The organism is Pseudomonas sp. FBCC-B35, assembly GCF_059133755.1.
Map to the genome: position 1 here is coordinate 2838680 of NZ_CP101439.1, position 21322 is coordinate 2860001.

The 21322-nt window shown below is 59.7% G+C and carries 24 protein-coding genes and 1 tRNA gene; 12 read left to right on the forward strand and 13 right to left on the reverse strand.

The window, feature by feature from the left end:
• Positions 1-64 precede the first annotated feature (64 nt).
• Complete coding sequence (locus NMB38_RS13000) at positions 65-298, reverse strand: hypothetical protein (RefSeq protein ID WP_088523180.1); 234 nt, start codon at positions 296-298, stop codon at positions 65-67.
• A gap of 367 nt (positions 299-665) precedes the next feature.
• On the opposite strand from NMB38_RS13000, the gene NMB38_RS13005 reads away from it, so the two are divergent.
• From NMB38_RS13005 to NMB38_RS13020, 4 genes are all read left to right on the forward strand, one after another.
• A complete protein-coding gene (locus NMB38_RS13005; RefSeq protein WP_027916123.1) occupies positions 666-887 on the forward strand; it encodes a hypothetical protein in 222 nt (73 codons plus the stop codon).
• A gap of 35 nt (positions 888-922) precedes the next feature.
• A complete protein-coding gene (locus NMB38_RS13010; RefSeq protein ID WP_490806146.1) occupies positions 923-1159 on the forward strand; it encodes a hypothetical protein in 237 nt (78 codons plus the stop codon).
• Positions 1160-1288: 129 nt separating this feature from the next.
• Positions 1289-2275 (forward strand): DUF1852 domain-containing protein, encoded by a 987-nt coding sequence (locus NMB38_RS13015; protein WP_494354799.1) that lies wholly within the window; start codon positions 1289-1291, stop codon positions 2273-2275.
• A 27-nt stretch (positions 2276-2302) separates the two neighbouring features.
• The gene (locus NMB38_RS13020; protein ID WP_027916125.1) at positions 2303-3343 is read left to right on the forward strand and encodes a methionine synthase; all 1041 of its coding nucleotides are present in this window, start codon (positions 2303-2305) and stop codon (positions 3341-3343) included.
• A 222-nt stretch (positions 3344-3565) separates the two neighbouring features.
• Here NMB38_RS13020 and hcnC read toward each other — a convergent pair whose 3' ends face one another.
• From hcnC to NMB38_RS13050, 6 genes are all read right to left on the reverse strand, one after another.
• On the reverse strand, positions 3566-4804 hold the full coding sequence (gene hcnC, locus NMB38_RS13025) for a cyanide-forming glycine dehydrogenase subunit HcnC (RefSeq protein ID WP_494354800.1): 1239 nt from the start codon (positions 4802-4804) through the stop codon (positions 3566-3568).
• A 1-nt stretch (position 4805) separates the two neighbouring features.
• Positions 4806-6200, reverse strand: a complete 1395-nt coding sequence (gene hcnB / locus NMB38_RS13030) for a cyanide-forming glycine dehydrogenase subunit HcnB (RefSeq protein ID WP_028686448.1) — start codon at positions 6198-6200, stop codon at positions 4806-4808.
• Positions 6197-6502, reverse strand: coding sequence for a cyanide-forming glycine dehydrogenase subunit HcnA (gene hcnA, locus NMB38_RS13035; RefSeq protein ID WP_033736522.1), 306 nt, complete (start codon positions 6500-6502; stop codon positions 6197-6199). Before hcnA ends, hcnB begins: the two co-directional genes overlap by 4 nt.
• 210 nt (positions 6503-6712) lie before the next feature.
• Positions 6713-7408, reverse strand: a complete 696-nt coding sequence (locus tag NMB38_RS13040; protein WP_080992834.1) for a lipopolysaccharide kinase InaA family protein — start codon at positions 7406-7408, stop codon at positions 6713-6715.
• Positions 7409-7615: 207 nt separating this feature from the next.
• The gene (gene umuC, locus NMB38_RS13045; protein WP_028686450.1) at positions 7616-8890 is read right to left on the reverse strand and encodes a translesion error-prone DNA polymerase V subunit UmuC; all 1275 of its coding nucleotides are present in this window, start codon (positions 8888-8890) and stop codon (positions 7616-7618) included.
• On the reverse strand, positions 8880-9308 hold the full coding sequence (locus NMB38_RS13050) for a LexA family protein (RefSeq protein ID WP_027916131.1): 429 nt from the start codon (positions 9306-9308) through the stop codon (positions 8880-8882). The genes umuC and NMB38_RS13050 overlap by 11 nt, the downstream gene beginning before the upstream one ends.
• A gap of 103 nt (positions 9309-9411) precedes the next feature.
• On the opposite strand from NMB38_RS13050, the gene NMB38_RS13055 reads away from it, so the two are divergent.
• Positions 9412-10131 carry an SOS response-associated peptidase family protein gene (locus NMB38_RS13055; RefSeq protein ID WP_027916132.1) on the forward strand — a complete coding sequence of 240 codons (720 nt, stop codon included), beginning with the start codon at positions 9412-9414 and terminating at the stop codon, positions 10129-10131.
• 123 nt (positions 10132-10254) lie between these two features.
• Complete coding sequence (trbK, locus tag NMB38_RS13060) at positions 10255-10500, forward strand: entry exclusion lipoprotein TrbK (protein ID WP_042139095.1); 246 nt, start codon at positions 10255-10257, stop codon at positions 10498-10500.
• Between the two features lie 228 nt (positions 10501-10728).
• Here trbK and NMB38_RS13065 read toward each other — a convergent pair whose 3' ends face one another.
• Complete coding sequence (locus NMB38_RS13065; RefSeq protein WP_027916134.1) at positions 10729-11988, reverse strand: MFS transporter; 1260 nt, start codon at positions 11986-11988, stop codon at positions 10729-10731.
• Between the two features lie 349 nt (positions 11989-12337).
• Here NMB38_RS13065 and hglS point away from each other — a divergent pair, with 349 nt between their 5' ends.
• Both hglS and NMB38_RS13075 read left to right on the forward strand, forming a co-directional pair.
• A complete protein-coding gene (gene hglS, locus NMB38_RS13070; RefSeq protein WP_028686451.1) occupies positions 12338-13720 on the forward strand; it encodes a 2-oxoadipate dioxygenase/decarboxylase HglS in 1383 nt (460 codons plus the stop codon).
• Between the two features lie 81 nt (positions 13721-13801).
• Complete coding sequence (locus NMB38_RS13075) at positions 13802-14689, forward strand: LysR family transcriptional regulator (protein WP_027916136.1); 888 nt, start codon at positions 13802-13804, stop codon at positions 14687-14689.
• A 42-nt stretch (positions 14690-14731) separates the two neighbouring features.
• Here NMB38_RS13075 and NMB38_RS13080 read toward each other — a convergent pair whose 3' ends face one another.
• The 3 genes from NMB38_RS13080 to sohB all read right to left on the reverse strand — a co-directional run bounded on the left by NMB38_RS13080 (position 14732) and on the right by sohB (position 16651).
• Positions 14732-14932 (reverse strand): hypothetical protein, encoded by a 201-nt coding sequence (locus NMB38_RS13080; RefSeq protein WP_027916137.1) that lies wholly within the window; start codon positions 14930-14932, stop codon positions 14732-14734.
• A 474-nt stretch (positions 14933-15406) separates the two neighbouring features.
• Positions 15407-15480 (reverse strand) — tRNA-Cys (locus NMB38_RS13085).
• 151 nt (positions 15481-15631) lie between these two features.
• Positions 15632-16651, reverse strand: a complete 1020-nt coding sequence (gene sohB, locus NMB38_RS13090) for a protease SohB (protein ID WP_027916138.1) — start codon at positions 16649-16651, stop codon at positions 15632-15634.
• Positions 16652-16847: 196 nt separating this feature from the next.
• Between sohB and NMB38_RS13095 the strand changes: the two genes are divergently transcribed.
• The 4 genes from NMB38_RS13095 to NMB38_RS13110 all read left to right on the forward strand — a co-directional run bounded on the left by NMB38_RS13095 (position 16848) and on the right by NMB38_RS13110 (position 20004).
• Positions 16848-17558: a histidine phosphatase family protein gene (locus NMB38_RS13095; protein ID WP_027916139.1), complete on the forward strand. Its 711-nt coding sequence runs from the start codon at positions 16848-16850 to the stop codon at positions 17556-17558.
• 56 nt (positions 17559-17614) lie between these two features.
• Positions 17615-17932 (forward strand): SCP2 sterol-binding domain-containing protein, encoded by a 318-nt coding sequence (locus tag NMB38_RS13100; RefSeq protein ID WP_027916140.1) that lies wholly within the window; start codon positions 17615-17617, stop codon positions 17930-17932.
• Positions 17933-18131: 199 nt separating this feature from the next.
• Positions 18132-19199 carry a phosphotransferase family protein gene (locus tag NMB38_RS13105; protein ID WP_028686509.1) on the forward strand — a complete coding sequence of 356 codons (1068 nt, stop codon included), beginning with the start codon at positions 18132-18134 and terminating at the stop codon, positions 19197-19199.
• Positions 19200-19236: 37 nt separating this feature from the next.
• Positions 19237-20004, forward strand: coding sequence for an SDR family oxidoreductase (locus NMB38_RS13110; RefSeq protein WP_027916142.1), 768 nt, complete (start codon positions 19237-19239; stop codon positions 20002-20004).
• Here NMB38_RS13110 and NMB38_RS13115 read toward each other — a convergent pair whose 3' ends face one another.
• Complete coding sequence (locus NMB38_RS13115; RefSeq protein ID WP_104926322.1) at positions 20005-20826, reverse strand: class I SAM-dependent methyltransferase; 822 nt, start codon at positions 20824-20826, stop codon at positions 20005-20007.
• A 104-nt stretch (positions 20827-20930) separates the two neighbouring features.
• Complete coding sequence (locus NMB38_RS13120; RefSeq protein WP_023535507.1) at positions 20931-21281, reverse strand: hypothetical protein; 351 nt, start codon at positions 21279-21281, stop codon at positions 20931-20933.
• Positions 21282-21322: the final 41 nt, after the last annotated feature.

Consider the following 21322-nt stretch of genomic DNA (forward strand, 5'->3'; position numbering starts at 1 on the left):
GCGGCCCTGTTCATCGGGGTCGCCAGCCACTGCAAGGGTGGCTGCAGACCGCTGAGCGCCGTGCTCAACGGCCATGACCTCGCACCGCATAGGCCGACGTCGTCGCTTTTCTGCTGCGCCCTTCATAGACCCAGACCTGAGATCCTGGCAACTGCGCCATGACCTCGGCTTCCTCCGCTTCTGCACGCGGTTTCTCACAGGCGTCTTTGGCCTTTGCACACGCCTGCGCACGCTCACGCTCGTCCGATGCCGCCTTGAGCATCTTGTTCAAAGATTCGACCATACTGGAATAGTCCATTGCCTGACTCCTTTGCGGAAGGTGTTCACCTGATGAGCCTGATCATAGCGAGCCAACCTTTCAGAAACTGGCAACGCAAAACGCAATAAATCGTGGGTCTCTTACTTGATGACCCCCACTGCCGCGCGAGGTTCAGCCAAAGCGATCAACAGGTACCTTGAGACTAGCAGTCCCTGCTGTGTTTATCTGTCCCCGCCTCCACATCAGCCATGATCTCCACGCGCCTCGAACAGTTATCAAGGCGCTGCTACGTTCGTCGGAGAAGGTCACCAACAGCGAAGTATTGCGCTCTACTTACACAGGAGTCCCCGTTCAAGGTCCAGGTTCTATGGGACGTGGACGTTTCTGCTCAACCGGAGTAATCGTCATGACAGAAGAAGAAGCGAGTGATGTTGTAACGCGCATCCAACACGAACTCAGCCATCAAGCTCGTGTTGCTACGCGCATTGAAATACATGATCTGGGCCTCTGGGCACGTCTGGAGAAGGCGCACTTCACGACGACCATTCACGGCAACCAGTTGTTCGAAAAACCCGTCGTGATCGTACCCAGGTGCGATGCGTCATACACCATCCTTTACACCTGTTGAGCCAACGCGTTAACCGGTCGCCACGGGAGTCTCGAATGAGTATCCGTAGTATTAAGAGGAACCTGCCTGCTGATCCACACAAGCCAGGGTGGGTACTGGGCTGGGGCGTGTTGAGAGATCGTCATCCGTGGCATTTTGTCGACGTCTACGCTGACCAGCGTACGGCCCACATCGAAGCCCAACGTCGAGGGAGTGGGTATGTGGTGGAATATGGCGCTCATCGCCTGGGCTCGAATGACTTTGTCTGTGGCGTCAGCCTTCCTGAAGGCTGACGCGTGCGCCTGGCTTCATGAGTCCTCTTGATCCTGTGCTGAAATCAATTCAGTAGGGATACCTGTGCGCTCACTCTAAGATGACCCCCACTTTACAGGGACAGACTCAACGAGTGGACCTCAATACTCATGACGCATCAAGCCATTACCTACTCGCTCAAACGCACGCGATTTGACGAACATTATTGCCCGTGCGAAAACACGCGGCTGACCACCAACTTTGCCAACTTGGCAAGGGGTTCACTTCGCGAACAGAACCTTCGCCACACACTGGGCATGATCAATAATCGCTTCAACGCGCTGGCCCACTGGGACAACCCTGCCGGTGACCGCTACACCGTAGAGCTGGATATCGTATCGGTGTACATTCACTTTACAACCGAGGTCACGCATACGCCGCTGCCCTTGATCGAAATACTGTCCACTGCCGTCATTGATCATCACACCGGCCAGCGTTTGCCGGGCATAGCCGGCAACAACTTTTCGTCCTATGTGCGCGATTACGATTTCAGCATCGTGCTGCCCGCCTATAACGTCCACCGCCCGGACTTCAGTGCCCCTGCCGATTTTGGCGTGCTGCACGGTAAACTTTTCAAAGGGTTTGTGGGCTCATCGGTTTACCAGCAACACTTTATCAAGCCACCGGTCATTTGCCTGAGCGTGTCAAGTAGCAGAACCTATCAGCGCACGGGGCATGACCACCCCGTGTTGGGCCAAGAGTACCGGCAGGATGACTATTCATTGACCGATGCTTATCTCAAGCAAATGGGCTTGCGTGTTCGTTATTTCATGCCTGCAGGCAGCCGGGCGCCGCTGGCCTTGTACTGTTCGGGCGACTTGCTCAATGACTACACCTCATTGGAACTGATCAGCAGCTTGAGCACGATGGAAACCTTTCAGAAAATCTATCGTCCCGAAATTTATAACGCCAATGCAACGGCCGGCGCCACGTATCAGCCTAGCCTGCAACACGAAGACTACTCTTTGACGCGCATTGTTTACGACCGTGTAGAGCGCAGCCGTTTGGCCGTTGAACAAGGAACGTTCGCTGAGGCCCACTTCATCAAGCCTTACCACACGCTGCTCGAACAATGGTCTGCACACTTCGCAGGTTGATCGCCTCCTCGCACAAGGTCGAATTTCATGAACACATTGCTCCCCACCTCTACCGCTGGCAGCTTGCCCAAGCCGACCTGGCTGGCTCAGCCCGAAACCCTCTGGTCACCTTGGAAACTGCACGGCGATGCCTTGCTCGAAGGCAAGCAGGACGCACTGTGCCTGGCGCTGCACGAACAGTCGAGCGCCGGGATAGACATCGTCAGTGACGGCGAACAGACGCGTCAACATTTCGTGACCACGTTCATCGAGCACCTGAGCGGCGTGGACTTCGAGAACCGGCAGACTGTGCGCATCCGTGATCGCTACGACGCCAGCGTTCCGACAGTGGTAGGTACCGTGGCCAGGCGCAAGCCCGTGTTCGTCGACGATGCCAGGTTCTTGCGCGCGCAGACTCGACAGCCTATCAAGTGGGCGCTCCCAGGGCCCATGACCATGATCGACACGCTTTACGACAGCCACTACAAGAGCCGCGAAAAGCTCGCATGGGAGTTTGCCGTGCTGCTCAACCAGGAAGCCAGAGAGCTGGAAGCTGCAGGTGTCGACATCATCCAGTTCGACGAACCCGCCTTCAACGTGTTCTTCGATGAAGTGAACGACTGGGGCATCGCCACGCTCGAGCGGGCGTTGGAAGGCCTCAAATGCGAGACAGCAGTGCATATCTGCTACGGCTACGGGATCAAGGCCAACACTGACTGGAAGAAAACCCTGGGTGCCGAATGGCGCCAGTATGAAAAGGCGTTTCCCAAACTTCAGCAATCGAGTATCGACATCGTGTCGTTGGAATGCCAGAACTCACGCGTACCCATGGACCTTATCGAGTTGATCCGCGGCAAGAAAGTCATGGTCGGCGCAATCGATGTGGCCACGCACGCTATCGAAACACCCGAGGCCGTTGCCGATACGCTGCGCAAGGCGCTGGCATTCGTGGACGCCGACAAGCTCTACCCATGCACCAATTGCGGCATGGCGCCCCTGCCCCGCTCGGTTGCCCAAGGCAAATTGCGCGCACTGACAGCAGGCGCTGCAATCGTGCGGCAGGAATTGTCGGGTGCAGAGGGGCAATGAGCGCACGTTAGTTTGCATTCGACAGTCGTCCTCCGCGGCAAAACTGAACACACTGGCGCCACTGAATTGACCGTTCAGTGGCTAGCGGCGACCACCCGAATCAAGGGTTTGCGCCTTGGCGTCTGCCGCACCCTTTGCCATGGCCAAATCGATCAGCACATCTTCACGCATTGCCTGACGCACAGCCTGGCGAGCCGCTTTCACACGGCCCGCCAGGCCCTCTCACGCCGGCAGCGCCACCTTGCTGAACCGCTGCGCCAGAAACGGGGTGATGTCCAATGGCAAAGCCTCCTCGTGGACCACCTTGTCCAGCATTACCCCCGTGATTGCCGAGGTCAGCACCCCGGTGCGGAAATGCCCGCAGGCGTTGAAATAACCCGGCATCTCATCCACGGGCCCGAGGATGGGTAGCTCATCGGGCGAGCCTGGCCGCAGGCCGGCCCAGGTACGCTTGAGGTTGACCTGTTCGAGTGCCGGGACGCAGCGTATGGCGCCCTGGACCAGGCTGCTGATCTCCGGGAAAGTCGTGGTGACATCGAAGCCTTTCTCCTCGGTGGTGCTCCCGATGAGAATCTCCCCATTGTCCTTTTGCGCCATGTAGCAGTCACTGGTGGTGATGCACCCATCAAGCAGCTTGGGTAGGCGCTCGGTCAACACGATCTGCCCCTTGACAGGTTTGACGGGGATGGACGTGCCCGTGGCCCACTCACTCAATTCGGCAGCCCAGGCGCCGGCCGCATTGATCAGGGTGTCGCAATGGAAGTCACCGGCCTGTTCGGTACGAACCCCTTTGATGCGTCCGCCCTGATGCAACACGCCAGTGACACGCGTGTTGAGATACAAGTCGACGCCATTTTGCCGTGCGCCTTCCATGTAGGCGTCCCCCAGGCGAAACGGGCTGAGCTGGTGGTCGCAGAGAAACTCCAGCGCACCGTGCGCGTTTTCGGTGACCGATGGCTCCGCCTTGCGAAGTGCCTGGCGGTCCAGCCAGCGGATCTGTGACTGCAGATGAGGGATGTGCTTGACGATGTGCTCGGCGTAAAGCTGATCCTCATCGTCCTGGATCACGTACTTGAGTCCAGTGCGCTCGAACTTGAAGTCCACCCCGTGGCGCTCGATCAGCTCCTGGTGCAATTGCGGATAAAGCGCATTGGACTGCAACGCCAGATCGAAGAAACATTGCGGCAGGATGTGCGGGGTGCTCGAGTCCACGGCCACCGCCGCACCGTGAGCTTGGCGCTTGGCCTGGGAAGACAGCATGCGAAAGAAAATCACCCCGCAGCCCAGGCCCACCGATTCGCCGATGGCCCACAGCCCGCCTGCCGAAGCACGTGTGGCATTGCCGGGCCGCTTGTCGTCGATCAGGGCAATGCGCAGGTTGCCGCGCTTGGACAGCTGGTACGCGCAGGACGCGCCGATTACACCGGCACCGGCAATCACGATGTCATAGGTCTTGTTCATGTCAGGCCTCCGTGCCTGCGTGCTTGAATGCCGAAAACGGTACCGGGTCTACCGGGAATCGCGGCCGCAACCAGCCTACGTCAGCACGCCCCGTCGCGGCGCGCAGGCGATCGCTGCAATAGCCCACGCACATGCGTCCCTGGCAGTCCCCCATGCTCACCCGCGTGCGCATCTTCAGCCCGGCCATATCCTGAACCCCCTGCTCCAATGCCAGGTCGATGGCCTCGCGCGTCACCTGCTCACAGCGGCAAATCACCGTGTCAGCCTGTGGCAGCTCGACCTGTGCTGGCCCCCGCGCGGTATAGCGCTCGACGCCAGAGCGAAAACGCTTGATGCTTGCCAACTGGCCCAGGTAACGCTCGCGCCGTTCAATGGCCTGCGCAGCGTTCAGCACGCCACGCTGCTGCAGAATTGACACAGCCGCGATGCGTCCGGTCAGCATTGCTGCCTCCCCTCCGCGTATGCCGGCCATGTCGCCTGCCAGGTGAATATGCTCCAGGCTGCTTTGCTGCCATACGTTGCACTCGGCGCGCAGGTAGCCATCGGTGCTGTAACCATGGGCAAGCCCTAATTGCTGGCTAAGCTGCGTACGCGGGATGAAGCCGTAGCCTACCGCCAGCGTCTGCACCGACTCGCGACGCACATGGGTCATGTCCGCTTTCCAGGCATCGTCGTAGGGCGCCACGCTGACTTCGGTCAACTCACCTTCGCCCCGCGCCTCGACCACGCCCCAGCCATAGTGCATGGGAATGCCGTGCAGCTTCAGGTAGGCCAGCATGCTCAGGCCGTCGAGGAACAACTGGGGCTTGTTCATCAGCGCCAGGCTCTGGCGTGCGATACGGTTGAACGCACAGGCCTCGTACACCCCCGCCACCTTGGCACCGGCGGCGTGCAACTGACAGGCAACCAACGGCAGTAACGGGCCTGTACCAGCGATCAGGGTCGTACCCAATGGCTTGACCACGTTACTTTTGATCTGCAGCTGCAACCCGCCGAGCAGCATGACGCCCGGCAGGGTCCAGCCCGGGAACGGCACATTGCGCTCATGGCAACCGGCTGCCAGGATCAGTTGCTCGAAGGCCAGCGACTGCAACTGTTCCTGCTCGTCGAGTACTACCAGGCTATGGTCATCACCGCCCACGACACGGCTATTGAGCCGCAGGTCGATAGACTGCGCACGGGCGGCGAAGTCGGTGTGCAGTTTACCCAGAGCCTTGCTGTAGCGAGCGCCCAGGTAGCCCAGGTCGACACCTGCGCGCAGCGGGCCACGATAGACCACCCCGCCGGGGCGCGATGCCTCGTCGATCAGCGTGCAGCGCACGCCCGCGTCCACCAACTCGATGGCGGCAGCCATCCCCGCCGACCCCCCTCCGACAATGACTGGATGCCCGCTCATACCCGCGCCTCCCCGACAATCGGATTGACTTGGGTTTCGACGCGCATGCCGGCCCGCACCAGCGTCTGACAGGCGCGCCGCTTGGGGCGTCCATCGATAGCGACCAGGCAGCAATGGCATACGCCCATGCCGCAGAAAGCGCCGCTGACCTGGCCATGGTCGTTGAGGGCGAGCTGACGCACGCCCACGGCGTTGAGCACACTTAGAACAGTTTCGCCCGGGGCGGCAGTCACGGCCGTGCCGTTGATGGACAGGGGGATTTGTTCAGCCGAGAGTGGCTGTATATCGAGGGTTCGTTCCATGAAATGTCGTCTGCCTTCCGTGATTGAAAGACAGACAGACTACGGGAGGCGTCAGGCCAGAAAATTGACCTGAGACGGGGTTTTAAAGCTTTTTTACAGCCCTTTTTGAGCGCTGCAAGCAAGCCCTCTACCTGGTGAAGAACGTTTGTAAGCGAAGCCGCCTATTGCCGCTGCAATCAACGCTTCGCAGCCCCGACACTTCACATGCCGTCAGAGGAATCGCTCCACATCCCTGCCGAACACCTGCCGATAACCTTTGCAAAACGCCTCCCACTCGGCCGTTGCCCAGTCAGACCTGCGCTTGACCTGTCGTAGGTCGTGGCGGCTGGCTTTCATTGCGGTCAGCCGCTGCCTGGCTTTCTCGAAATCCAGCAACGCGATCTTGATGCCCGACTCGTCGAAGGCGACGAACACATGCTTCAAGTACAGGCAACCATGCTGCCAGCGGCCAAGGTTCAGCGTGGCCAGTGCACGCCCATACGCTTCAAGAATGTCGTGGTGTAGCTTGGGCTCGATGGTCTTGTCCAGGCCTTGGAGGTAAAAGTCTTCAAGCGATACATAACCGTCCAGCGCTGCCGTGACCATCACCGCACGCCACTCACCGTCCTGCTTGTGGACGTCGCTGTGCAGCAGCAATGGCGTAGCGACGCCCAGCGCGGCAGCGGCACGCAGCGCCTTGGCCTCACGGGCCACTGTCGGATAGCCGAACGGGTGCACAAGGCTACGGTAGATATGGCCGACCTGCTGCTTCTTGTAGAACGTGAAGCCGTCGAGCTCGACCTTCAATACACCGCTCTCACCGCCCCTGCGGATATTCGGCGGCTCTACCCACACCCCAGGAGCACTCAGAATGGCCTGCACCGGCGGGTGAGAGGCCTCATGGCCAGACGCGCTAACGTGTTTCATTAAAACCTGCTGAATATTGAGCCACACTGCGGCAAGGGGCGAAATATATCAGCCAAATCTGAAAGAAAGCGATTATTGCGACACGGCGTTGATCGTTTTTTACAGGGATGAACAGACAAAACTGCGGGCACAATCGCCATTGTCTGACAATCCTGCAACCGCCAAGCCTCCGTCGCGCCCGCTCGTCAGCGTCAAGCCGCTTCGCACTCAACCCCTGATGGTCCATAGTTGATCGATTCGGGTGGTGTAGGACTGGCTCATCATCTCCCGTTTCATGCCCCATTCCGGCGCGGCTGGCACGCTGGCTGCACGGACCGTCCCCCTGCCCCAACGCTCATTGATGCTGTCCAGTACTTCCATGAGACGATCGCAGGCCGCCGATTGCCTTGAGGCGAACAAGTCCCCCGAAAAATCACCCGGTTGACGCAGGTCCATCAGCAACACCTCCGCCTTGCTGTAACGAAGCCCCGGCCGAAAGATGCGCTCCACGGCATCGGTAGCCAGCTGGGTCATCAGCAACGTGTCGCAGGTCGGATAGGGAAGCTCCACCCATGCGCCTTGAGCATGGTGCACTTCGTTCGGGTTGAACATGCCCGTGCGGATGCTCACCCGCATGCGCTTGCACACCGATCCCTGGGCCCTGAGCTTTTCGGCGGCACGGCCGACGTACGTGGCCACTGCCTGCTTGATCGGCGCCAACTCGCTCAGGCGCGTGCCGAACATTCGGCTGCTGCAGATTTCCTGCTTGGGCGGTTCGACATCGTCCAGCTCCAGGCAAGGCGTGCCTGCCAGTTCCCTGGCCGTCTTTTCCACCACCACGTTGAAGCGTTGCCGTAACGTCCAGGCATCGGCGCGGGCCAAGTCCATCGCCGTTCGAATGCCCATGGCCTCCAGGTGCGCCGTCATCTTGCGCCCAATACCCCACACCTCCTTGACCGCAGTATTGCGTAGCACCCAATCCCGTTTTACCGGGTCGGTGATGTCCACAACGCCGCCAGTGTGGCTCTGCAGTCGCTTGGCAGTGTGGTTGGCCAGCTTGGCCAAGGTCTTGGTACGTGCGATACCTACACCGACAGGGATGCCGGTGCACTGGGCAATGCGCAAGCGCAGCCGGTGCCCGAACAACGTCAAGTCCTGGGTCATGCCCGTGAGCTCAGCGAAACATTCGTCGATGCTGTAGACCTCGGTGGCAGGCACCATCGCTTCGATCAGCGTCATCACCCGCTCGCTCATGTCGCCATACAGCGCGTAATTGCTACTGAATGCCACCACACCGTGCCGACGGAGTTTTTCCCGCGCCTGAAAATAAGGCTCGCCCATTTTCACGAATGGCTTGGCGTCATAGGACCGGGCAATGACACAACCGTCGTTGTTGCTCAGCACCACGATCGGCGTCTTCGCCAGATCAGGCCGAAATACGCGCTCACAGCTGGCGTAGAACGCGTTGCAGTCGATCAGCGCAAATATTGGCTCACTGCGCATGATCGCGGACGCTATAGCGCACCACGCCCCAAATGAGCAGATCATCACCCTCCATGACATAGCGCGGGGGGTAGGCTCGGTTCTCGGACTTCAAGATCACCACACCGTCACGTCGGTGCAGGCGCTTGCAAACGGGCTCACTGTTGATGGCCGCAATCACGATATCCCCGTGCTCGGCTTCGCGCCCCCGGTCCACCACCACGATATCGCCCGAATAGATGCCAGCGCCTTGCATGCTGTCACCCTCCACTTTCACCAGATACACATGCGGTGCGCGGATGTCGAATAACTCATCGAGGGATATGTAGCCCTCAAGATGATCCGCGGCAGGCGACGGAAAACCGGCCGGAACGTAATACGAATAAATCGGAAGTGGTTCAGAGCTGCCACGTGGCGCGCCCAGGAAGGTGATGGTCATGAGAGAAAGTCCAATGCAAACTGTATGCATATACAGTTAATCTGGCATCGGCGGACGGGTCAATCCTGAACGTGTGAATTTCTGACGGACGAGAGGTGAATACATGTGCGGACGCTACTCGATCTACGAGTCGATGGATCACTACTTGCGACAGCTGGCGCTGGACTTGGTGGTGATCAACGGCTACGACCATGAACCGGTTGATCGCTATAACGTGGCGCCTTCTACCCGCGTCGAAGTTATACGCCAGGCTGAGGCAGGTCTGCACGTAGACAAAGTGAAGTGGGGATGGTCGCCTCGCTGGGCCAAAGGCAAGCGACTCGACCCTATCAATGCCCGGGCCGAAACCGTAGCCACTGGCAAGTTTTTCAAGGGTCTGTGGCCACATGCAAGAGCGCTCGCCCCTGCCAATGGCTGGTTCGAATGGCTGCCAGATGCGCAAGATCCCAAGCGCAAACAACCCTACTACATCACCAGCGCCGACGGTGCACCGCTCTACTTTGCCGCGCTTGCCGAAGTTCACCAGAACCTTGAACCAGACGCGCACGATGGTTTCGTGATCATCACGGCCGCCGCTGATCAAGGCTTGATCGATATTCATGACCGAAAGCCCCTGGTGTTGGCGCCGCACCTTGCCAGGGAGTGGCTGGACCCCGCCACTTCAACGCAGCGAGCCGAGGCGATCGTGGCGACAGGCTGCCGTCCGGCCACTGACTTCCGCTGGTATCCGGTCGACAAGGCCGTTGGCAATGTTCGCAACCAGGGTGCGCAACTGATAATGCCGATTGCCGAACAGAGCAGGCAAGGTGATCTCGAATTCTGAAAAGGGCGTTATGCGTGGATGTGCCAGCCAAAACACTCAGCTGGCGTGATAGTCTGCGCACCCGCTGGCTGGCTAGCAGACAACTTGGACGCACCTTGAAATAGACCGACGAAGGATTCCGTCATGGACAGAAAACGCGCCCTCCTCCTCCCGCTTGTTGGGTTGATCACCCCGCTGGCAGGCTGCACCGAAGAGAAAGTGCCCGAGCCAACGGCAGACAATTGTGGCCCGCAACTGTACGGAAAAAACCTTGCCAGCTTGTCAAAGGATGCAAACCGCAATGTGTTCATCGCGAACTGCGAAAGTTTCCTGGCGGCGAAGAAAATGACGGAATGGAAGTTCGAGAAAAGCCCCAAGGGCAAGTACTGAGCGGCTGGCCGAGGTGATTGCCAATCCGATGATCTAGCCGCAGGGTCGTCAAGCTTGCCGAGCAGGAACACCGCCTTTACAGGCGGCGTTTTCAAGCAGACTCAGGGCGCTCAGTCCTTCGCGTACGAGCACGCCTTTAGCAGAAGCGGTGACTGCACTGGGTCATTTCTTGGAAAGGTGAGCCAAGGTTTACCGAGCACGCGCCCCCGCCTTATCGGCCACCACCGATCATTCACGAGCCGGATCGAATTGTTTCTCACGGATGCACAGCAGCGGGATCATGCCGCAAAGGAAATAAGCAGCGCCAACGATCAGGAAACCGACACCGATCGAGCCCTGGCTGGCGAAGAAGCCAATGGCAGCCGGTGACACCGCAGCACCGATACGCCCGATATTGTAGGCACCGCCAACCGCAGAGCCACGGAACTTGGCCTCGAAGCTTTCCGTCATGTACGTGGCGTTGACGCTGTAAGGCACGCCATAGAGGAAGCCGAAGACGATCAACAGCCACAGAATGTTTTCCGGCTGGTTGAACAGCACGATGATCGGCAGGAACAGCGCCGTCCCCAGGCAACCCGCGGCAAACACTTTGCGCCGCCCGAACTTGTCCGCCGCCATGCCGGCGATGACCTTGCCAAGGATCGAAGCGGTGTAGGTGCCGACCAGGAACGTGGTCATCTGCTTGAACGCCATGCCCAACTCGGTCTCCAGGTAGCTGGGCATCCAGTTGTTGACGCCATAGTTACCAAACTGCAAGAAGCCTGCAGTCAGCGACCAGAGAACGAACATCTTCGCGGCATTGGGGTTGGCGAAGATCTGTTTGTACTTGCCGCCCTCCACACGCTCACGCGCCTTGCGCTCTGCACGATCGGCACTCTGCAAGCGGGTCCAGGTCGAAGGTTCCGGCACCATCTTGTGCATCAGCAGGGCAAGAATCACCGGTGTGACGCCCACGAAGAACAACGTGCGCCAGCCGTAGCTTGGCAGTATCCAGGCAGCGAGCAGCGTTGCAACGATATACCCGACCGACCAGCCCGCTTGCAGGCTGCCAAGGACGGTATTTCGGAACCGGGTAGGTACGTACTCGGCCATGAGTGTATTACATGCAACGTACACCGAACCAAGGCCTAGGGCCGAGACAAAGCGGATGATCGCAAACTGTACATAGTTCTCGGTAAAGCCCAATAGCCCCGTACCGAGGCTGAACAGCAGCACACTGAGCACCACGGTGCGCACCCGCCCAAGGCGGTCGGTTGCCCAGCCACCGTAAATGCCCCCAACAGCCATGCCGGCCAGGGTGCAGCTGCCGAGCATGCCTGCCTGCAGGCCAGTCAGGCCGAATTCCGTTTTGAGCGTGGCCAGGCTATAGGCCAGGATCATGACATCGGCGCCATCGATGACCATCGTCAGGAAGCAAAACACGAAGGCTGTGATCCAGGTCCGCTCGGTGGACGCGGCGATGACCCCGGCGGGGTTAGGGTTGTGCATGTTTTATCCTTATTATGGCGGGTTACGACGTGCCTGTTCCGGCACTACACGGCGCTGCAGTAACAGCGCAGGCGGCGGGCACAGCCCACCGTCAAAGGCCGTCACAACCTGCGGTAAAAGCTATGTTCACGCAAACGAAAAAATATCGGGCCTGCATTCCCGGTAGGAATGGCCTGATTTGCAAGGTACAAGCCGCTGTGACTGCCGACTCAGCATGCCGTGGCACTGCCGGTGCACGTACCAGACGCCACGCATGCGAAAAAGTCAGGCAGCGATTCGGTTAATTCGTTTGCCAGGGCGGCGCGTCACCGTGATCAATGCAGGCCTCGAATTTTCCAGGAGGCTCACCATGGACCCGGTCCGTTTCATGCACCCCGATGCAATCCGTGCGCTTTTCAGTACCGCCCTGTCAGCGATGTACAAGCAGGAGGTACCGCTCTATGGCGATTTGTTGGACTTGGTCGCCGAAGTCAATGCCCAGACCCTGGCCGCTCAGCCTGCATTGGCAGAACGACTGCGTAGCAGCGGTGACGAGCAGCGCCTGAGCGTGGAACGCCATGGCGCGATCCGTGTTGGAACGGCCGAGGAGCTGCAAGGCTTGCGCCGACTGTTTGCAGTCATGGGCATGTCGCCAGTTGGCTACTACGACCTGAGCATCGCCGCCGTGCCAGTACATGCCACCGCATTCCGACCTATCGAGGCAGCGTCGCTGCGCGCCAATCCGTTCAGGGTGTTCACCTCGCTGTTGCGGCTCGAATTGATCGAAGACCCACAACTGCGTGAACAGGCCTGCCAGTTGCTGAGCGAGCGGACCATTTTCACCCCTGGCGTAATGGCGCTCATCGACCGCCACGAATGTGACGGCGGACTTACCGATACGGACGCTCAAGCGTTCGTCCAGGAGGCGCTGGAAACCTTTCGCTGGCACCAGAGCGCGACGGTCAGTACCCAGCAATACCGCGCCCTGCATGACCAGCATCGCCTGATCGCTGACGTGGTGGCGTTTCGTGGGCCGCACATCAACCACCTCACGCCCCGCACTCTCGACATCGACCGCGCTCAGGCCCAGATGCGTTCGCGCGGCATGACCCCCAAGGCAGTCATCGAAGGGCCACCGCCGCGCCAGTGCCCAATCCTGTTGCGCCAGACAAGCTTCAAGGCCCTGCAGGAAGCGGTGACCTTTGCTGGTGGTGATGGGGCACCGGGGCATCACACGGCTCGTTTCGGAGAAATCGAGCAGCGCGGCGCGGCGCTGACACCTGCGGGCAAAGCACTGTATGACCGGCTGTTGAGCCAGGCCAGGCAAGCGCTGGGCGCAGCACCATCGGCGGACAATGCCGAGCAGTATGCGCACCTACTCAAAACGGCATTCAGCGCGTTTCCTGACGACTACGCCTCGCTGCGCACGCACAAGCTCGCTTACTTCAATTATTTCGTGAGGGATGCGGCTAAAGCGCGTGGGACGGATCTCGAAACGCTGATCGAACAAGGCGCGGTCGGTTTCGAGCCACTGGTGTATGAGGACTTCCTGCCTGTGAGCGCTGCCGGGATCTTTCAGTCCAACCTCGGCGACAACACCAAGGCCGACGCCATGACGCAAGGCAACCAGCAGCAGTTGGAGGCAGCGTTGGGCGCTCGCGTGATCGACGAGACGACCCTGTACGCCCAGGCCCAGGCGCAATCCATCGCGTCCTGCTTGCGCGCGCTTGAAATCCAGGCAACCAGCGCATAGATTGGCCGACCGCCCAGCCGCCCAGGCCCAGGCGGCTCGTCCGGCCTGCCTGGCCATAGTCTTAGGTGATGCCTGCAAGCCATGCACAAGAAATTGCTTCCGTCCATGATGTCGCTGCAGTGCTTTGAGTCCACTGCCCGTCATGCCAGCTTCACCCTCGCTGCCCGTGAACTGAACCTGACGCAAAGCGCCGTCAGTAAGCAGGTCGCTCAACTTGAGCAAATGTTGCAGCGTCGGCTGTTCAATCGGTTGCGTGGCGGCTTGCAACTGACCGCCGTGGGCGAGCTGTACCTGAGCGAAGTTGGCAAGATCCTGAGCCAAACGGACATCTCGACGCGCTTCATCCTAACGTTCGATGGCCAGGCAGAAACCTTGAGAATCGCGACCCAACCGACATTCGGCTCGCGCTGGCTGATTCCTCGGCTGCCGGCATTCAGCGCAGCGTATCCGCACGTGCGGCTAAGCGTGCGCAATGAACTGGAGCCGTTCGACCTGTTACAGGCCAAGGCGGACGTTGCATTCTTCTATGGGCGTGGCACCTGGCCCGGCGCCCAGTGCGTCGAGCTGTTTCGCGAAGACGTCGTGCCCGTGTGCGCCCCTGCCCTGCTGCTGCACCGGCCGCTGAAGGCTATCGATGACATTCACAGCCATACGCTCTTGCAGTGCGTTTCGCGACCCGAGGCGTGGCATGACTGGCTGGGTGCTCAGGCGATGACATCCAGAAACAGCTACAGAGGCCCGCAGTTCGACACCTTCGACCTGTGCATTCGCGCAGCGATCGCAGGGTTGGGTGTGGCCTTGGTACCCAGGTTCATGGTGACAGAAGAACTGCAGCGCGGCGCCTTGCTGATTCCCCTGCACTACTATGCACCCAGCCCGGATGCTCACTACGTGGCCTATGCGACCCAGAGCCACGATTCACCGAAGATCCGCAACTTCGTGGACTGGGTGTGCGAGCAGACGTCTTGAGCGGACCTGCGTCCGCGCCTCATGCACCCGCATGAGCGGGAGCTACCACTTGTCCGCCATGTAAAACATGCCGCCACCCAGCGCGGTCAGGAACAGCCCGCCCAGCACGTCTGTCAGCAAGGCCTCGCCATGAATGTACGCTTCGATTTGAGTGGCAAGAAACAAGACGGCCAATACCAGAACCACGGCCGATACGCGGCGCTGAATCTTGAACCTGGATTTTTCGGGGCCGATCCACCACATGCGCATTTTCCTTGAGCGGGTTGAGTATTGAACCTTAGCTACATCACCAGCCGTTGACCAACGACCAGGTGTGAACGCCGCTGGCCAGTGTCTTGGCTCGGAAGGTAAACGCACTGCGCCAGCGTAGTATCACAAGGTCGTCATAAGGTAAGCCGCGAAGCCCTTGGCGACGCGCCAAGGCTTCAAGGCGGACAGGTGGTCGAACACTCGGCTGGAGTTGCCTGCCAGCCCTGCAAGCACAAGGTAAACAACCCACTTTCGCAGCGCCCTTGAGATTTTTCTTTTCATGACTCGAAACAAAGGGTGCGCCTCGGGAAAATCCTACCGCTTGAAGCGAAAAAGCCCAAGATCCAGTGCGCAGTTGATCCAAACCGCGCCAGCATTGACCAGCTCCCTTTGGCTGCTGAGCACTGGAGAAAATCGCGGGCATTAAAAAAGCCCCGCAACCCAAAGGGCTGCGGGGCTTTCGAATGGTGGAGGCCGAGGTCGGAATCGAACCGGCGTAGACGGATTTGCAATCCGGAGCATAACCACTTTGCTACTCGGCCTCAAAGTCAGGATCTAGCGGCTTACACCTCGCTATCTCCCCGAAACACTGCGCCTTTAAAGCGTGCTGCGTTTCGATGGGCGCCATTATGTCTACATTCACGTAACCGTGCAACCCCCTGAACGAAAAAAAATTTCAGCAGGTTCAAGGTGTTAGCGCAGACGGCCAAGTTTGCTCCACAACCCTACCAGCGTATTCTCCACGGTGCCGCTGGCCGCCATGCCAATGCGCTCCTGCAGGCTCTTGCGCTCTGCGAAGTGCAGGTGGAACAGGTTGGCACTGCGCGCGCGTTCGCTGAGGTATTCATCGCTGGTCTGCAACGTGTCCACCAGCTTGCGGTTCAGGGCTGCAATGCCCAGCCACACTTCACCGGTGGCCACTTCATCGATGTGCAGCTGGGGGCGGTAGCGGGCGACGAAGTCCTTGAACAGTTGATGCGTGACATCCAGGTCTTCCTGGAACTTTTCCCTGCCCTTTTCGGTGTTTTCACCCAGCACGGTAAGGGTGCGCTTGTACTCACCGGCAGTCAGCATCTCGACATCGATGTCGTGCTTCTTCAACAGGCGATTGATGTTGGGCAACTGTGCCACGACGCCGATGGAGCCGAGCACCGCAAAGGGTGCGCTGATGATCTTCTCGCCGATGCAGGCCATCATGTAGCCGCCGCTTGCAGCCACCTTGTCGATGCATACCGTCAAGGGGATGCCGGCCTGGCGAATGCGGGCCAGCTGGGAGGCAGCCAGGCCATAGCTGTGCACCAGCCCGCCCCCGCTTTCCAGACGCAGTACCACCTCGTCTTGAGGGGTGGCGAGGGTGAGCAGTGCGGTGATTTCGTTGCGCAGGCTTTCGGTTGCAGATGCCTTGATGTCGCCATCGAAATCGAGCACGAAGACCCTGGCTTTTTCGTCCGCCTTGACCTTGCGGGTTTTCTTCTCGGCCTTGGCCTGCTGCTTGCGTAACGCCTTGAGCTGAGCCTTGTCGAACAGGCCTGATTCCAGCCGCTCGCGCAGGTCCTTGTAGAACGCGTTCAAGCGGGTAACCTGCAATTGCCCACCCGGTTTGCGCCGCCCTTTACCGCGCAAGCCGGCAATGGCCGACAGCACGATGAGAACAGCGATGACCAGGGTGGCGGTTTTGGCGAGAAAGCTTGCGTACTCGGCAAGAAACTCCACGGTGACTCCTTCGATAGCTGCGCCAGAAGGCGCGTGAATGGTACAAGCATACCGGTGCACCCCAGGCGCTGCCAGGGGATGTAAACGCTGGCAACACCTTTCAAACGACCTTTTCAAACGCTTGTATGTTTTTTCGTTGACAGCGCTGTGCACCGCACCCTAACCTCGGCAGCAACCTTCAACAGCGGAAGCGTTCGTGGGCAACCTCTACCTGATTCGACATGGCCAAGCCTCCTTCGGCGCACAGGACTACGACGTGCTGTCGCCCGTTGGCGTGCGCCAGAGCCAGGCGCTAGGTGAGCACCTTGCCCAGCTAGGGATACGGCTGGAGCGGTGTGTGGCGGGCGATCTGCGCCGCCAGCAAGACACTGCCCGCCTGGCCCTTCAAGCGATGCAGGCCAGTGGCAACGCCGTGCCGGCTGTTGAGACCGACGCTGCATTCAATGAGTTCGACGCCGATGGGGTGATTCGCGCGCTGTTGCCTGGCTTGTCGATAGACGAGCCCAACGCGCCAGAAATCCTGAGCAACGTCACGCATCACCGCAGCGAATTTCAGCGCCTGTTCGCACTCATGGTGCAGCGCTGGCACGCAGGCACCCATGGCAGCGACGAACTGGAAACCTGGGAAGCGTTCACTGCCCGCGTACGCGAAGGGCTGAACCGCGTGCTGGACAACGCAGGCAATGGCGACAACATTGCCATTTTCACCTCCGGTGGCACCATTGCCGCCTTGCTGCACCTGGTTTCAGGCATAACCCCGGATCAGGCATTTGCCTTGAACTGGCAAATAATCAACACGTCGCTGAGCCAATTGAAGTTCAAAGGCCGCGACGTGGCATTGGCTTCTTTCAACAGTCAAGCCCATGTGCAACTGTTGAGGACGCCGGCGCTCATCACCTATCGGTGAGCCCGGCCTGTTGTGTCCCTGCGGGGACGTGAAAATCACTCTATAAGGAATGCGCCATGACCTCCGTAGCTGATGCCGTCAAAAAGATGCAAGAGAAATTCAACCCATCCGCTGCCCAAGGCCTGGACCTGGTATTCGGCTTCAACATTACCGATGAAGACAAGCACTACGCCCTGATCGTCAAGGACGGCACCTGCCAACTGCAGGAAGGCGAGAACCCGGACGCCAACTGCACGTTGGTGATGGACAGCGAAACACTCAAGGGCATCGTCAGCGGCGAAACCGACGGCATGCAGGCCTTCATGGGTGGCAAGCTGCGCGTGGAAGGCGACATGATGCTGTCGATGAAGCTCAGCGAACTGTTCCCGTCCTGAGCAGCATCCCTGGATGACCCTGAACCGAAGCCCACAAGGCTTCGGTTTTTTTTGGTCCGGCGTTTGTCGGCACGGCAAGCATCAAGGGCATTGATCGACCAGCAACACCCCGGCCAATGGCGACCTGGGACGCTTGTCCCAACCAAGCGCAAGCATTAGATTGCAAAATAGTCCGCGTGATCGAGAATAAGGAAAACCCATGACGCTCACCGACGAGTCTACGCAAGTACGTTCCGGCGAAGAGCTTGACCTGGCAGCCATCGACGGCTATCTCAAGGCGCACATTGACGGCCTGGCCGGCGCGCCCGCCGTCAGCCAGTTCCCGGGTGGCGCGTCCAACCTCACTTACCTGGTCAAATACGCCGATCGAGAATTGGTCTTGCGCCGACCGCCGTTCGGGCAGAAAGCCAAGTCGGCGCACGACATGGGCCGTGAGTTTCGCATTCTCAACCAGCTCAACAATGGGTTCCCCTACTGTCCCAAGGCTTATGCGTACTGCACCGATACCCGCCTGATCGGCAGTGAGTTCTACGTCATGGAGCGCGTCAAAGGGATCATCCTGCGCTCGGACATTCCCGCGGCACTGAACCTTGACGCTGCACGCACAACGGCCTTGTGCAAAAGCTTCATCGACCGCTTGGTGGACTTGCACCGTGTGGACTACAACGCCTGCGGCTTGAGCGACCTGGGTAAGCCCGACGGTTACGTGCAGCGCCAGATAGAAGGATGGGCCAGCCGTTACGACAAGGCCATGACCCCCGACGCCCCGCGCTGGGAGCAGGTCAAGACCTGGTTGCGTGAGAAGATGCCTGCCGACCACGCCACACCTGCCATCGTGCATAACGACTATCGGTTCGACAATGTCATCCTGGATGCCGACAACCCGATGTGCATCATTGGCGTACTGGACTGGGAAATGGCCACGCTGGGCGATCCTTTGATGGACCTGGGCAACAGCCTGGCGTACTGGATTCAGGCAGACGACCCGGCGCCAGTACAACTGATGCGCCGCCAGCCGAGCAACGCTGCGGGCATGCTTACCCGGCGCCAGTTCGTGGACTATTACGCCGAGCGTGCAGGCATCGACCTGGACAACTTCGATTTCTACTACTGTTACGGCCTGTTCCGTCTGGCCGGCATCGTCCAGCAGATCTACTTCCGTTATTTTCACGGCCAGACCCAGGACAAGCGCTTCGCCCAGTTCATTCACATGAACCGGCTGCTGGAGCAGATGACCTTGCAGGTCATTGCCAAGTCGAGCCTCTGATAACCAACGCACCTTACGACCACAAGGGACCAGCAGCATGCCGCATACCCACCTGTTCGACCTTCAGGGCAAGATCGCCTTTGTTTCCGGGGCCAGCCGAGGCATTGGCGAGGCAATTGCACACGTGCTGGCGCAGCAAGGCGCACATGTGATCGTCTCCAGTCGCAAACTCGAGGGCTGCCAACACGTGGCCGATGCCATCATCGCGGGCGGCGGCAAGGCCACGGCAGTGGCGTGCCACATCGGCGAGCTGGAGCAGATCCAGCAGGTATTCGCCGGCATACGCGAGCAGTTCGGGCGCCTGGACATCCTGGTGAACAATGCCGCGACCAACCCACAGTTTTGCAATGTGCTGGACACAGATCCAGCGGCGTTCCAGAAAACCGTGGATGTGAACATTCGCGGCTATTTCTTCATGTCGGTGGAAGCAGGCAAGCTGATGCGCGAACATGGCGCCGGCAGCATCATCAACGTGGCGTCGATCAATGGCGTATCGCCTGGCCTGTTCCAGGGCATCTACTCGGTGACCAAGGCGGCAGTGATCAACATGACCAAGGTGTTTGCCAAGGAGTGTGCGCAGTTCGGGATTCGCTGCAACGCCTTGTTGCCGGGCCTGACCGACACCAAGTTTGCATCGGCATTGGTCAAGAACGAGGCTATCCTCAATACCGCGCTACAGCAGATCCCGCTCAAACGCGTGGCAGACCCCAAGGAAATGGCCGGGGCTGTGCTGTACCTGGCAAGCGACGCCTCCAGTTATACAACCGGGGCGGCGCTCAACGTAGACGGTGGCTACCTGTCCTGATCAGGTTTTGACGGCTGTCAGGGTATAACTCAGCGGCAGGCGAGCGGGTTGCTCGCGCAACCGCCACTCCCCGTCCGGGCCCTTGTCCATTTGCCCCGGCAGTGCCTCCCACGGCACGCTTTGGTGTTCTACCAGCGCTGTCAGCTGCAACCCGTTGGCCATCAACGCGGTGATCAGCTCGCCCAACCCGTGGTTCCACTCGTGGGTCTGGGTGTTGGCCAATCGCTGCGAGGTGGCCACATAGGTCTCGTCGCTCTGCCATACGGTTGGCTGCTCGCATTCGAAATACGGATAGTCGAGCTGCAGGCGGTCCTGATGGCCTTCATTGACCGCCCACAGCATGGGGTGCCCCTCGCGCAAGAAAAGCCGGCCACCGGGTTTGAGCAGGGCTGCCATGGTGTGTGCCCACGGCGCAATGCGCGGCAGCCAACACAGGGCGCCGATGCCGGTATAGACCAGATCGAACGTGCCTGCCGGTAACACCTGGGCTGCGGCGTACACATCGGCCTGATGGTAGTCGATGGGCGTAGCGCACAGGGTTGCCAGGCGCCGGGCCTGCGCCAGGGAGGCCGGGGAGAAGTCCAGGCCGCACACATCGGCGCCCAGCCGGGCAAGCGAAAGCGTGTCGGTGCCGATGTGACATTGCAGGTGCACCGCCCTTTGCCCCTCGATATTGCCCAGCATCGGCAGGTCGAACTGAACAGTCTGTGAAAGGTGCGCAGGGCGTTGGACGTACTGATCGAACTGGTAGTCCTGCGAGGCTGCGTGCAGCGGTGCGCGCTCGTCCCAATTGGCTTGGTTCAGCTGTGATGAAGGGTTCACGGCGACATCCTTGATGGGTAATGGGGCATGCTAGCGGCCGATGCCACACACCTGACAGCGTTCGGATGCTAAAAAGTGTAACGCCCTGGCTCGCCCCTTGCCCGTCAAAGACAGGTTGCAGCCGCCGCCCGGCGCTGCAACGAGACGCCGTTGTCGTTCTGGGTGTAGTAATCGACACGCGCACCGCCGTCCTGCGGGTAGACATCGACGAACGTTTCGGCCTCGCGGGTATAGACGGTAAAGCCACCTTGCTTGCGCGGCTCCAGGTAGCCGCTGGCGTCCTGGCCGAACACACGCTCTTCCTGCCACCCGTACTGGATGCACTGGGCAACGCGTTCAGGCGCCTTGCGCGAATTCATGTGCGTAGTGGGTTGGCCGCTACGGGCCGCATCCATGGTCGCAGAAGCACAACCGACCAGCAGCACGGCTGCGGCCACGGGCAGAATCACACGCATGGTCCATCCTCGAAATCATTTAAGTAAGGAGGCGACTCTAG

What these genes read in the sequence shown, in the direction of transcription:
- NMB38_RS13000 (WP_088523180.1), bottom strand. Translation starts at nt 298, where the DNA reads ATGGACTATTCCAGTATGGTCGAATCTTTGAACAAGATGCTCAAGGCG.
- NMB38_RS13005 (WP_027916123.1), top strand. Translation starts at nt 666, where the DNA reads ATGACAGAAGAAGAAGCGAGTGATGTTGTAACGCGCATCCAACACGAA.
- NMB38_RS13010 (WP_490806146.1), top strand. Translation starts at nt 923, where the DNA reads ATGAGTATCCGTAGTATTAAGAGGAACCTGCCTGCTGATCCACACAAG.
- NMB38_RS13015 (WP_494354799.1), top strand. Translation starts at nt 1,289, where the DNA reads ATGACGCATCAAGCCATTACCTACTCGCTCAAACGCACGCGATTTGAC.
- NMB38_RS13020 (WP_027916125.1), top strand. Translation starts at nt 2,303, where the DNA reads ATGAACACATTGCTCCCCACCTCTACCGCTGGCAGCTTGCCCAAGCCG.
- hcnC (WP_494354800.1), bottom strand. Translation starts at nt 4,804, where the DNA reads ATGAACAAGACCTATGACATCGTGATTGCCGGTGCCGGTGTAATCGGC.
- hcnB (WP_028686448.1), bottom strand. Translation starts at nt 6,200, where the DNA reads ATGAGCGGGCATCCAGTCATTGTCGGAGGGGGGTCGGCGGGGATGGCT.
- hcnA (WP_033736522.1), bottom strand. Translation starts at nt 6,502, where the DNA reads ATGGAACGAACCCTCGATATACAGCCACTCTCGGCTGAACAAATCCCC.
- NMB38_RS13040 (WP_080992834.1), bottom strand. Translation starts at nt 7,408, where the DNA reads ATGAAACACGTTAGCGCGTCTGGCCATGAGGCCTCTCACCCGCCGGTG.
- umuC (WP_028686450.1), bottom strand. Translation starts at nt 8,890, where the DNA reads ATGCGCAGTGAGCCAATATTTGCGCTGATCGACTGCAACGCGTTCTAC.
- NMB38_RS13050 (WP_027916131.1), bottom strand. Translation starts at nt 9,308, where the DNA reads ATGACCATCACCTTCCTGGGCGCGCCACGTGGCAGCTCTGAACCACTT.
- NMB38_RS13055 (WP_027916132.1), top strand. Translation starts at nt 9,412, where the DNA reads ATGTGCGGACGCTACTCGATCTACGAGTCGATGGATCACTACTTGCGA.
- trbK (WP_042139095.1), top strand. Translation starts at nt 10,255, where the DNA reads ATGGACAGAAAACGCGCCCTCCTCCTCCCGCTTGTTGGGTTGATCACC.
- NMB38_RS13065 (WP_027916134.1), bottom strand. Translation starts at nt 11,988, where the DNA reads ATGCACAACCCTAACCCCGCCGGGGTCATCGCCGCGTCCACCGAGCGG.
- hglS (WP_028686451.1), top strand. Translation starts at nt 12,338, where the DNA reads ATGGACCCGGTCCGTTTCATGCACCCCGATGCAATCCGTGCGCTTTTC.
- NMB38_RS13075 (WP_027916136.1), top strand. Translation starts at nt 13,802, where the DNA reads ATGCACAAGAAATTGCTTCCGTCCATGATGTCGCTGCAGTGCTTTGAG.
- NMB38_RS13080 (WP_027916137.1), bottom strand. Translation starts at nt 14,932, where the DNA reads ATGTGGTGGATCGGCCCCGAAAAATCCAGGTTCAAGATTCAGCGCCGC.
- NMB38_RS13100 (WP_027916140.1), top strand. Translation starts at nt 17,615, where the DNA reads ATGACCTCCGTAGCTGATGCCGTCAAAAAGATGCAAGAGAAATTCAAC.
- NMB38_RS13105 (WP_028686509.1), top strand. Translation starts at nt 18,132, where the DNA reads ATGACGCTCACCGACGAGTCTACGCAAGTACGTTCCGGCGAAGAGCTT.
- NMB38_RS13110 (WP_027916142.1), top strand. Translation starts at nt 19,237, where the DNA reads ATGCCGCATACCCACCTGTTCGACCTTCAGGGCAAGATCGCCTTTGTT.
- NMB38_RS13120 (WP_023535507.1), bottom strand. Translation starts at nt 21,281, where the DNA reads ATGCGTGTGATTCTGCCCGTGGCCGCAGCCGTGCTGCTGGTCGGTTGT.